Origin of the sequence: Nostoc sp. DedSLP03 (assembly GCF_034530815.1) — a bacterium.
Taxonomy (GTDB): Bacteria; Cyanobacteriota; Cyanobacteriia; order Cyanobacteriales; family Nostocaceae; genus Nostoc.
Genome location: NZ_JAVRCK010000143.1, coordinates 1 through 13221, shown reverse-complemented (window position 1 = coordinate 13221; position 13221 = coordinate 1). Strand labels below are relative to the sequence as shown.

The following is a 13221-nucleotide window of genomic DNA, read 5'->3' as shown; positions in this document are numbered from 1 at the left end:
TGAAACGGACTGGTATGGATAACGATTATATGATTCGAGTTCTCAGTTCTTGTTTCATTGACTCTACATTAGATTCCTCTCAGCCCTTATGTAAAGCCTAGTTGAGATGCTCTTACCCTGATATTTTAAGAGAAGCAGACTTGGGGAACTTGCTCCAAAAATAGAAGCATTAGCATTAACGGGTAAGTGACTTGACGTACCATTGTTAGTTATAGAATATCTGCTACTGTACTTGCTCCCTTGAAGTGGGCGAGGAAGCAGAGGATTGTGATTGCAATGTCGGGTGAGGTTGTGTACACCCCGGATGGAGAGGCTGTGGCACTGGCGGAAATGATGCGGCAGTTTCCGGTGGGGGAGTAGGTTATGGATCAATACGGTTCAGTTAAGACTTAAAGTTGTGTAAATTATTTACTTCCTCATTCTGGAAGTAACTCTCTATATTCCCAATTTCCGCGTCTACCCAACTCTTGGATAATATTGTCAGCAATTTGTGTGGCTTTGACACTGCTACTTTTAATTAATTTACTAAGAATAGTCTTAGTTTCATTCTGCCAGCCATACGTACTCCACCCAGGTTTGTCTTTTTTAATCATCAGTTCAAAACATTCGGCTGTTAATTCTGGCATTGAGTCAGCAAGTAAAACTAGACGGTCAAGTATCAGGAAATCAGGCTCTACTTTCCCAACTAACTCAAGAATACCTTTGAGTTGTGTCAGTGACCAGGAGTCATCTAGCTTCTCAGATCCAACCCACCAGCCAAAAGCAGCAAGTTCAGTACTGTAAGAACTAATTTCAGTAGAACTACGAGCTATTTCAAAACGGTTTTCCCAAAGCAATTGTAGTGTACTAAGAATTTCTGGCTCGACCTCATTCTGTGTGTTCTTAAGGCTTCTACCTACAAATTCAATAGCGTAACCACGCAATTGATCAGAAGCTAACTCAAAAAATCTTGTTAGTAATCCTCTTGGATCATCCAAATTCAATTTTTCACGCCAGTAGAAAGTCATTAAGTGTTCAATAAGATTTTCATTAATAATTGTTAGTTTTTTTTCTTCAATCTCATCGGAATTTAACTGTTCAACTCTATAGCTATATTCCTCCTGTAGTAAATTAAAAACATTATCATAGGTATGGCAATAAGTAATGTAGCTTTCCCAAGCTGCGAGTCGTAAGTTACTCAAACTTTCTTCTTGTGGAAAAATTTTTTCTACACTTTGACTTGCCCAAAGCGGATCTAGTAAAACCAGCCAAGGAAACCATTGACCATAGACTGAGCGGATTGCCAACGATGGCTCTTGCTCTAAGTTGAGATGCTCATCAAGTACCTGTCGAACTTCCGGCATTTCATCAAAACCTCGCTGCAACTGCTCTGCACTCTCAGGTAGTTGTTCAAAGTGGCGACGAACCCAAAGAGCATAGCGTACAACTGTATGGATTGCTTTTCCTCGAACAGTATTAATTGCCAGATTACTATAATCATGATTTGAGCTATAGTAGCCCATTTCTCTTTCTGGGCTTGGGTCTGGATGTTGAGTTAAAAGTCTGAGGATGTTCCAAACCTGATTACGGAAATCAAAGGGAATTGCTTTTGTATTAACGCTCAGTCCGACTCCAATTAAATCTACCACTGTTCGGCAAGGTTCAAGCCAATTGTTGTTAGGTTTATCATAAATTGCTTGGTCTTCCTTCAATTCTTCAGACTTCTCAGCTATCCAATTGCAAAGACTTAGAACCGATGTCCAATCAAACTCTTCTATTTGTTCCTGTTGTGAGTGATTATTTAAGGCTTGACGGAAACCCCTAAGCAGATGCGACAGATATGTTGGGTGTAGGCCTTGAAATTGAGAAGCTGCTTGTGCATAACGCTGAGGATTTTTTTCAGCTATTCTTGCTAGAGCATCTCCTAGTCCTGAGCGCGAGGGTTCGTCAAATTCCCAATAATTTGTAGAGTTTGGCTGCCAAGCTTTCAGAAAGTCAACTAGCTCTTCAATACTCAGAGATTCCAATTCCAAGTCAGTTTTTGGACTTACTAAACCTACAACTCTAGCACTACCAATTCTTCTAGGAAAAGTATTTGAAATTTCACTAGCACCAAACTCATTAACTAACTGTTTATAGCGTTCTTGCCAATGTATCGAAAGAATATCTTTTATTACTGTCAATTTTTTCCACTGCCAGCGTCTCACCCATTCAGCTTTTTTTTCTTGGTCTTCTAGCCAAGAGTAGTCAATTTGCGGGTTTTCTATCCAACCTAGAATCTGCTCTTGTTTGCCTACAGGAAGTTGAGCAAAATTATCTTTGAGTAAGTGTACATACTCATAATCTTCGTCAGGATAACTATTTGTAAAACGGTTATGATCAGCCAGCTTTTCAATAAGCAAATTGTAGTCTACATCTTGATACTTATTAATTAAGTAAAGGGCGATGCGATGAAAAACCCGCCAACGGCTCTTCTCTAATAGCGAAACAATATCTCTTATTTTACTATTATCTTCTTCTAAAATTTGCTCTGCTGTATCCTTTACTGCTGCTACCAAAATTTTTCTAACTTCTAAGTGAGAGTACTTTTCATCAGATTCCTCAATAGTATGTAGCCAGTAATATGAGCCATCTTCCCACATAGGTAAGCTTGTTTCCCGTTGTTGGAGTTCTTCATCAGAGTAGGAATAATTAACTGCATCAAATAGCAGAAAAATTAACATCGTCAAAACATCTAGTTTTTCTTCTGTTGCTACTTTTACTAATTCTGTTACACACTTTTTAATAATTCGTTCATAGTTCCAATTATCAAAGCGAATTTGTGGTTTTGGTAAGGGAAGATACACTCTGTTGTCAGCTTCTTTTTTATTGGAAAAATTAGAATCTGGCATAACTGCAAATAAGGTTTTAGCCAAATCTAATGCTTTTTTAAAGTGACCTCCCTTAGCAAGATGTACTATAAGAGCAGTAACTTTCTTTGGAAGTAGAGATGATGAGTATAGTGTTTCTATCCATGTTTTTACTTTATTAACCATCTGCACTGTTTCTTGTGAAGGCATTTGAAGTCCAGCATCAACAAAATCTTCATGAACACTGGGATTATTACTTTCTATTTGAAGTGCAATTTCTAGTACTTCTGTTGGCTTGTGTTTAGTCATCCGTGCCAGATAGCGAGACTCAGCCCACATTGGGAATGTTATAGTGCCTTGAATCCTATCCTCAACAATTGGAGGAGGATTTTGAAAAAAACCTTTGTTTTTTAATGGCTCAATCCACTCTGGATTTTTTAAATGATTAAAAAAGTAGTGACGCTGCTGAGGATGAATAATTAATGCTATTGCTATTTCTAACTTTTCGACATTAGCTTCTCTCAGAATTTTGTCAATTTCATCTGTTGTTTTGAAAAATTTCTGAGCAATCACGCCAAGAAAAGATTCAAAGATTTCATACTTATTACGTAGTTCTTGTTCACTGTGATTCTGTTCATTTTCACCGCTATCATCCGCTCTTTGTATAAACCACTCTGTCACATTCCACCACTGTTCAACAATAGGTATTAATGTATCTCGAACAGGTTTATTTTCAGCAATACACAGTTCAAAAAAATGAATAGTTTTTTCTTTAGTAGCATTATTAGAGGCTTTATGTCTATTAAGAATTTGCTGTATATGATTAAACAGTTGAGAGTTTATATTAATATCATGGTTAATTGGATAACTTTGTTCAACCTCAAAACCACTATTTTGCCAAATTTGCAAAAGATTATCTAATTCGTCTTTATAGTTAAATGTTATGCTATTATTTTCAGCAGAAATATAGTTAGGTAATTGATTACGTATTTCACTTACAGCATGAGATAAAAATTTTAATTGACCAGGAATCTTTTTCTCAAATATTAAACAAACTATACCTTTATATAGTTCAGCTAAGGGACTAGCATTAACATTCAACCAAGAATATATTGAATTACGGGTTATTGTCCAATAACTTGGTGCTGCTATTGAATCCAAATCGGATGAAAGGGAACTTTTAAACTCTAAATATCTACTAGCTTCTAAAAATTGTTTATCTTGATAGCTTAAATTTTTATCCTTAGCCCATTCTTCCGCTTTTTGTAATGCCTTTCCTCGCAACAAACGTGATTTATCAGTTCTACCAGAAGCTACCCAAAAGCGAAAGTTTTCAGAATAAGGGCGCAGATTATTTAATTGAGTCTCAATCCAATTGAAGTTAAATATTTCCTGATAAATCTGGTTATATATCTTCAGCTTACCTTGCTGTCTAATAACCAATCCCGAAAGTTGTAGCTCACTTTGCTCTAATGTCTCATCTGCTATTACCTGAGATTGCTCCTCAGCCAATCTGACTTGTTGGTACAGTTCTAGCAAATACCCTGCCCGTTGTTCATCTCGTAAAATCCGGGCTTGAATCGTCCGAAAATGCTCAGGCTCATCCTGTGATTCCCAACTTTCAATAATCCGCAACCTAACAACTTGCTCTACTGAACGAGGAGTTTGTTGCTCAGACTCCTCAACCATAGACTGACACAGCTTTTGAGTTAAAAATGGTTGCCCACCAGTCCACTGCAAAATCTCCTGCATTATGGCTTGGGGATGACTAAATTTTCCATACAAACCCTTTTCTAATGGTTCAGTTTCATGTAACTGGAAACCTTTTAGAGAGATAGCCTGACCAACGTTAAAGGGAGTACGCTGTTTATCTTCAATCAAATTGCTAGGTGATGCAACCCCTAACAAACAAAAAGTGAGGCGTAATAATTCCGGGTTATCAACTCGCTTGTTATAGCAAGCACGAATCAATGCAAAAAAGTCATCTGTAGGAAAATTTAAACTGAGTACGCTATCTATTTCATCAATAAAGATAACGATATCTTCTTGAACTTCTACAATTAATACTTCTTCTAAAAACTTGCGAAATCCTGTAACTAGCGAATTTAACTGATTCGCTTCCCACCAATCACCAAAGTCTAAATCTAATCCAAAACTGTCAATGAGCGTGTCAATTAAATCTGCATACCATTGTTCAGGAGAGACATTCTGAATACCTCCAGCAGAAAGGTCAACTGCGGCACACTTTACACCATCTTCCTGCAATCGCTGCATGGTTCGTACACGCAAGCTGGATTTACCACTCTGTCTGGAATTCAGTACGTAACAAAACTTCCCCGCTTTCAGTCCTTCATATAACTGTGTATCAGCTTCTCGTATGACGTAGGTGCTGGCATTTTCAGGTAGACTTCCAGAGAATATGTATTGGTCAACCACAATTTACCTACTCCAAACGAGTTGAGAAATACTGACGATACAAATCACAACCAGGAACGCAATCATTACCAATAAATCTTACCAAACCCAAGCTGTGCAACTTAAACGCAACTTCAGTATCTAACCTCACGGGTGCATTCACCATTACTACTTTTTTATACCCTATTTCAAGCTGGGGATTATGTTGTAAATGCCACAGTTGTTGCCGCAAGTGGTCACTGAAGATTCCCTGTTCCGTTGGTGCAAGTCTTAATAACTGTTCTAAGGTCACTTGCTGGCTTTTGAGATGCGTTATCGCTGACTGTACCAAGGAAGGATGCCCCCCAACTAACTCCATCAACTGAGCCAAGTCTTGTTCTTTTAGTAATCCTAAATCTTGCTGTTTGGCGAGGTCTGTTATTTGTTGCAAGTTAAATTCGGGTAAGTCAATTGCCAACCCTACATTAAACGGGGAGTGATTACTGTCTAAGGAAGGGTAAGATTCAGTCGAATGAACTACTACTAACCGCAGCTTCTTCCAAATATTACCAATCTTGTCTCCCTGTTTCGCTGCCTCATACCATCCCCGCAGTAACAAGCAGAATTGAGGAAAAATCTCTGGAAAATCAAACAGTCTCTCAAAGTTATCTATGGCTAAAACTAAGGGAGTATCAGTAAGTGATAATAAATATTTTTGAAAGTAACGGGTACAGTTTTTATTCAGTCCAAAAACCTCTTGCCAATGTTTTTCTAGTTGGGGTTCTAGCTCCAGACTGTCAGCAACATCAACACATAACCATTGCAGAAATGTTTTTAAGTTAGCCAGAACATCTATATCAGCCAGTTGTAAATCTATTTTCGCAGTTTGATAACCCTGGTGTCTTGCATAGTCTAGAGTTTTCTCCAGCAGTAATGTTTTACCCATTCTCTGCGGGGCTTTGAGACGAATCAATGCCCCTGGTTGCACGATTGCTTTATAGGATTTGTCCTCAATTGGTGGTCTTTCAATATATATAATTGTGTCTGCCCTTAGTCCAGAGTTCTCAGCCGCTTGCAACTGTTGTTCAATTGCATCTAACTTGTCACCAAGTTCCTTCAAGGTGCGTTCTTCTGACTGAAGCTGGTTTTCATATTGGAACTTGCGGGATACATCGGTTTCAATAACTAACGCTGTTCGTAAATTTGCAACTTTCTGGCTTTGAAGGGTGTAAGCTTTTTCAAGTGAATCTTTTTCAGAGAGCGATCGCTGTTGTTGGTTCTGGGATTGGACTGAATTACCTGATGCCGCCGTCTCTTTCCCAAGGTGAATGTTGTAGATGTCGCCGCCAATCTGCCCAGCATTCACTGTGCCAGCGTTAATCAACCCGCCGCCAAACTGGGCATTGCGTAAGTCGTTGTTGTTGGCTTGCTTCGGATCTTCTGAGTCCGGCATGGGTTTAGCTTGAGCGTTCTTAAGCGTCATTGTTCTGAATGTTACCACCTATCTGGTCTGCGTTGACAGTGTTGGCATCTACTATGCCACCTGCGAACAGGGAGTTAGGCTGGTAGTAAATCGAGACTTTACCAGAAGTTTCTGCTAGTTGTTTATTTAACTGGTGAATTGAAGAAAACAACTGATTGATTACTTTATCTTTATCCTCAAGTCTTGCTTGGTACTGTGCCTCTAATGCCTTAGCCGCAAATTCATAGCCCTGGATGAAGTCGCTGTGGATTTTCGCTTTGTTTGCATCAGGGGCAACAGCTACTCGGACTACAAGAATGCCATCGCCTTTCTTCTCAATGCTTTGGACATCTAGTTGAGCGCTTTGGTTTTCGACTTCTACTTTTTTGAACGAATAAGCAAAAGCATCCCAGTCGATACCATTGCGAAAGATTAGGTCAACTGTTTCTAGGGATTTTTGGAACAGTTGGGTGAATTCACTGGGGGCAAAATTACCACTGCTGGGGCGGCGCTCTTGTTGATCTTGACGGAGGTAGATGTAATCGCAAATTACGTCGGTGAGGTTTGTAGTACTATTTGTATTCCAGTCTTGAATACAAGCTCCTGTAAAAGTTGCTTCAGTAAAATTTGTTCCTAATGCTCTAATTAGATAAAGTTCAGACTTGCTGAGATCAGCCTTGCTTAAATTAGCTTCGCTTAGGTTTGCTCCCTTGAGATCAGCTTCGTAGAGTTTAGCCTTGCTCAAGTCAGCCTTGCTTAAATTAGCCTCAGTTAGGTTAGCTTTACTAAGATTAGCTTCACTAAAGTTAGTTTCAACAAGAAAAGCTCGGCTCAGATTGGCTTCACTGAGGTCAGTCTTATTAAGATTTGCATAACTTAAATCAGTCTGACTAAAATCAGTATTTTTCAGAGTTGCATTACTAAAATTAATTAGGATGAGTTTGGTTTTGCTCAAAGTAGCAAATGCAAGGTTAGCGGCAACAAATTTAGCACCATTTATAGTTGAGTTATATAAATTAGCTCCGGTCAGATCGGAATTACTGAAATCAGTCTCAGTGAGGTTAGCATTACTAAGATTAGTTTGACTGAGGTTAGCATTACTAAAATTAGCATTACTAAGATTAGTTTTACTAAGATTAGCATTACTAAGATTAGCTTCATTAAGATTGGCATAACTGAAATCAACTCTACCAAGTCTGGTGTTTCCTGTGAGATTAACTCTTTTAAGATTAGCTTCTTTCAACGAACGTGGACAAAAAACCATACCAGCAAGGTTTAATCCGCACAAATTCGCTCTCGAAAAATTTACTCCACAAAAAATTACTTTATCTATGTCAGCTTGATGAAAATTAGCTTCAGTAAGATTAATCCCATTGAAATCTGTACGATAAACTTTGGTTTTATAAAAATGACATTTACAAAGATTTATATCATCGTAAAACTTGGCTTCGCAGAGATTAGCTTCACTAAAATCAGCTTCTTCAAAGATAATATCAGTAAACTCATCAGGGTCAAATTTAGCTCGAAAGAAATTAACTCGGCGAAGATTAGCTCCACGAAGATAAAGCTTAAATTTACTAAAGTCAAATTCGCTTAAATCTGGTATGGTATCAGGATTATTCTCTCTCCAGCTATTCCAAGCCTTCGTTCCTTGAATAAATATTGAAATATGCTTCTCATTCGCCATCACCAGCTAACTCCTCTGCTCACCCGTTGCCAACAAACTACTCTGCCTCCTGCCATCCATCAATTGAAGCCAACAGTATATTCACTAAAGGATGGTCGATTAGCTCTTTAAATGCTTCGGTTCCCCCAGCTTTTAACGCACCAATCACTCTCGCTTTCAATGTTGGGTTATTCTCAATTTCATCCACAGCCCTAGCCACAACAGCCATTTTCTGCGAAGTAGTTGCAGTGGGGTATGACTGGCTCAGTTGGTTGAGAAGCTGCTGAATGTCTGTTGCGGCTTGGGCGAGGTTTTGACGCTGCTCAGTGTTGTAGTTGGTGATGTTGCCGCCGATTTGTTCGGCGTTTACGGTGTCGGCATTGACTAAACCACCACCGAATTGAGCATTTTGCAGGTTGAAGTTAGAGGTTTTGTTACTTACCCGTTGTTGGTTATTTTCACCCTGAACATTATTAATATCGCCATCAACTGAACCACCAACTGAAAAGCCACCGGGATTGTTTGTCATAAAACCTACTTGCTCAACGTTTGAATAAAAGCTAGGACGTTCTAACGCCGTCATCACCATATTTTCTAATCTGCGGATTTGATTATCTTTTTCTGCTAGCAGTAATTTAATCTCTCGCTCCGGCAAACCTTTTATCTGATTATAAGTGTCAAAATATTCTGCGCTCAGTTCAGACTTATCAGCCATCGCTGCTGTTTTTGCACGAAGCAAGAACTTATCTTCGCCTCGCACTTCCATTCCCACAATTTGTAAATCTGCTTGGGGGTGATTTTCGGCTAGCTGCTTAAAGGAAATTGCGATCGCTCTGGGGTCAACCCCTTGGTTATGGTACAAGTCGAGCGTATCAAAGATGGGTTTAATGAAATCTCCAAACTCGCCATCAGCAAATACTTCTTGCCTGTTGTCGGGTTTACGGTGGGGATCAGGGTTATCTGGCGTAGGCAGGTGCATATAAACGTATTCACAGCGCACTTCGTCAAACTTAGTGTCAGTGGTAATGTTCCAGTCTTCAATGTATGTGCCTGTCAGAGTTGCACCTGTAAAGTCAGTGCCATCTAGTTGGGTTTGTACTAGTTTTGCTCTGGATAAGTTTGCGTTTTGCAGGTTAGCGTGGCTCAAATCTGTACCGATAAAGCTGGAATCTACCAAATTCGCCCCTTGTAAGTTGACTCCCCGCAAATCCTCCCGGTCAAAATTCTTGTTTTGCCCCTTACCTCCTACTAATAATTGTCTTACTTTTCGATGCTGAAGATAAGTGTTACCAGGACGAACACAGTTGAGTTGCTTCGCGTTGTGCCAGCAAGTTCGAGTAAGAGTAGTGTTTCTAAAATCTGTATTTTTAAGTGTGGCACAAGAGAAATCAACGTCAGTTAAATCTGACTCATAAAAGCTTGTCCCAAATGTAGTAGCAAAAGCAATAGCAAATGAGCGAACCCAAGAATCTTTTTTATCTTCAGTTAGAGTACGCCAACCAATGCAAATACTGAACAGTACAAAAGTTTCACATCCTAGCACAACTCCCACTTTGGCTAATGTGAAAATACTAATTTTGCTCAGTGCGAAGATTAAAATGACAGAGCCGCTCACAACAATAATATTAACGATAACAATGAAGATGAAGCCCAAAATTTCAGCAATAGTTATAGCTACAGCAACAGCAATAGGCAGAGTAATAGTAATGGCAATAGTAAGGATTGCAATACTAGCAAAAGCGAAAGCTCCATTAAAGAAGATACTGATGATGGCTATGAAAATAACTCCACTTCCAGTTATAACTTGTAAACCTGCTAATAATCCCTTATGAGCCGTGACAATAAAAAAAACAGTGAACTCAATTATACAAACTAAACTAAAGATAGATTTTGTCTCTATACTGTATTTGGAAGCTGCAAAAAAACCTAATAAAACAGCAGTAGAAGTTAGTGAAAATAGTGCTGAGATTACTGCTGATAATAATATTATTAAGAATAAACTAATTATTATCCAGTGATTTTGCAATCCGGCTTTTACACCAGTGAATTTTGCTCCTTTCAAGTTAGCATAGCTAAAATTCGCCCCACGAATATCTGCATAGTTAAAATTTGCATTTATAAGATTATGATTCTTAAAAGAACGACCTCTAAGATTTTGATAAGAGAAATCTAAGGGCATAATATTGTAAATAGATAATTGTGTTGACTCTCTTTTAAGATTAATATATCCTCAATTTATACTTTTTTTTCTAAGATTAAGTACAAAAATGTATGATTTTGACTTATTTGCCGCAAGTTTTCAATAAAGTTAATTTTAAAATATCAAATTTGTAATAAATAAATTACACTTTCAGGTTTTTAACTTTAAACGAAACTCTATCTATACATTGAATATGAAAACATATCAAAAACTTAAACTTGCTTCAAACTTAGATACATAAAAAACTGAATAAAAATATCATTTTTTTATGTAAATACTTAATTTATTAATCCAATTATTATCTAAATTTCAATAGGAGTTCTTCTACAACCACTTATACACTTAAGTAAATTTTCACTGTTACTATTTTTTACACAATTTAAAATACAGCTTATATTAGTCATTCTAGCACTAGAGGATAGTTCAGATAGGAAAATCTCAAAATCATCCTCAATTTTTGCTTCATTATTCAAATTTAGATTCATTGTTATTGATGTTGTATCCTCATCAATTATCTTCCCAGATTCTTCTGAATATTCTTTCCCAGAAGAATCCATATCTTCTAAAATTTTAATTGAATCTAAAAAGATTTTCTTTTGTTCAAGAGTCAAACTGTTCAATTCTACAACTAAATCATTTAGATTCATTTTATTACCCTCAGTTTGGTTAAAATATAATTTTCGGATTCTAGCTGCAAGTAAATTTATTAAAAGCAATTATTTCACTAACAGCATGACTTTATACTACAGGCTTATTATTGAGTAATATCATATAAGTCCGCAATCTAAATTAGTAATTTTTAATCTACCAAGTTTTTAATTGCTTTGCTCTGATTTAAGCAATGATTTTCTTTTTATAAAGGAATTTAAGGGCTACAGATTTATAAATTTTTTAGATCGAGGACGGTGGTTAAAGTCAGGAGCGATCGCGCCAAATACAAACCGAGTGCCTTCAAATCCCTAGCCACCACCTCCATCGCCGCAATGCCACCAACAGAGATAGACTCCACAAAATCCTCACGGTTTGTGGATGGGAAGTCGCCAGTCTGCCACAATCCTAACCTGTTCACATAGGAGAGATTAGAAACCTTTGTCGCACCAGTTGCGGACACGTATATAACCCTGGCTTTGGCAAGTGCATTTTGCAGTCGAAGCCCAACAATACCCTGCTGAGAAGCTGCAACCATACCCAGCGTTCCCTCTTGCGCCATAGCATTTCCCATACTGTGGCATTCGTCAAATGAAATGACACCCTCAAAGTCCTTACCTGCCCATTCAACAATTTGCTTAAGCCGACTTTTAGCATTCTTTTGAGAACGTAGAGTAGAGTACGTGCAGAACAGAATCCCTTGGGTGAAAGGGATTGGATCGCCAAGTTTAATGTTGCTCAGGTCGATGATATCGCGCTCAGTACCTCCGAGCGCACACCAGTCTCTACGGGCATCTTCAATTAAGGCAGAACTTTTAGATACCCAGATTGCTTTTTGCCGCCCCTGACACCAGTTGTCGAGAATGATTCCTGCACATTGTCTACCTTTCCCCGCACCTGTCCCATCGCCTAAGAACCAGCCACGACGAAATTTTACAGCATTTTCTTCACCAGTTGCCGCTACAGTCACATTATCCCATGAATCATCCACAATATAAGATCCAGACAGAAATTCACAGTGCGCCTGACCTGCGTAAATAACGCTCTCAAGTTGTGCCTCTGACAAATTGCCTTGTGTGATGATGTTGCGTGGGAGATGTGGTTTGTAAGTTGGAGCCGGTGGTGAGACAAGTGCTAGGGCTGCACTCTCACAAAGCAGTGAGGGATGAGGTAAAGCATCTTTAATTCTGATTCGTTGTGGGCGATAGGTTTCATATAAAGTATCTTTGAGTCCTTCTGTAGCAGACCATTCGACGACTTCGTATTCCAGAATAACCACATCTGGAATTGAAGAAAGTGTTTCTGCTTGAGCTACCACAGAGCGTTTTGGCAATTGAACAACTTTTGCCTTCGCAGCAGCTTTGACTTTTTCTGAGCGTTCCCACGAAGACCTCTGTGGCAACTGCTCAATTAATGCCAGTATTTCAGGCAGATCCAAAGTTTCAGTAATACAAGGGATTTCGCTGGAGTCAGCCGGAACTTTGTCGATCACTGTAATCCGAGTGTCGATAGTTGTCCCATGTTTTGAGTACACCTTGCCGTTGACCCCAACAGATAGTAGAACTCGCGCAAAATCCTGCCACTTAACAAAAGTCTCTCGCCAAGTAGGATTATTGGGAGAGAACCAATTGGCTGTAACTGTTATTAGTCGTCCACCATCAACCAGTCTTTGCAATGCCGAGTTGATGTGGCTCTTAGTTGCGTCGGGGTTGCGACTGTTGATTTTGGGAGATGCAGAGAAAGGTGGATTCATCAGCACAACTGAGGGCTGAGTCTTGCCAACCAGATAGTCGTTAATCTGTTCCGCGTTTACTGAGAATAATGGTGTACCAGGGAATAATCGCCGCAGAATCTTCGATCTATCGGGTGCAAGCTCGTTGAGCATCAGACTTGCACTGTGCAGTTTAGCCATTTGTGCTAACAAACCAGTTCCGGCACTTGGCTCCAAAATCAAATCAGTAGCTTGTATAAGGTGATTTCTAGGAAAGAATTTACCAATGGAGGTAAAATGTACCCTTGATGC

Annotated in this window: 6 protein-coding genes; all 6 read right to left on the bottom strand. The window is 38.8% G+C overall.

The window, feature by feature from the left end; translation table 11 throughout:
* Window positions 1–416: 416 nt before the first annotated feature.
* Window positions 417–5264 carry an AAA-like domain-containing protein gene (locus RM368_RS36225; protein ID WP_322698534.1) on the bottom strand — a complete coding sequence of 1616 codons (4848 nt, stop codon included), beginning with the start codon at window positions 5262–5264 and terminating at the stop codon, window positions 417–419.
* Between the two features lie 7 nt (window positions 5265–5271).
* A complete protein-coding gene (locus RM368_RS36220; protein ID WP_322698533.1) occupies window positions 5272–6705 on the bottom strand; it encodes an AAA-like domain-containing protein in 1434 nt (477 codons plus the stop codon).
* Window positions 6695–8371, bottom strand: coding sequence for a pentapeptide repeat-containing protein (locus RM368_RS36215; RefSeq protein ID WP_322698532.1), 1677 nt, complete (start codon window positions 8369–8371; stop codon window positions 6695–6697). The genes RM368_RS36220 and RM368_RS36215 overlap by 11 nt, the downstream gene beginning before the upstream one ends.
* 37 nt (window positions 8372–8408) lie before the next feature.
* The gene (locus RM368_RS36210) at window positions 8409–10529 is read right to left on the bottom strand and encodes a pentapeptide repeat-containing protein (RefSeq protein WP_322698531.1); all 2121 of its coding nucleotides are present in this window, start codon (window positions 10527–10529) and stop codon (window positions 8409–8411) included.
* 323 nt (window positions 10530–10852) lie between these two features.
* A complete protein-coding gene (locus RM368_RS36205; RefSeq protein ID WP_322698530.1) occupies window positions 10853–11197 on the bottom strand; it encodes a hypothetical protein in 345 nt (114 codons plus the stop codon).
* Window positions 11198–11430: 233 nt separating this feature from the next.
* Window positions 11431–13221: strawberry notch-like NTP hydrolase domain-containing protein (locus tag RM368_RS36200; protein ID WP_322698529.1), on the bottom strand; the 1791-nt coding region annotated here is incomplete at its 5' end.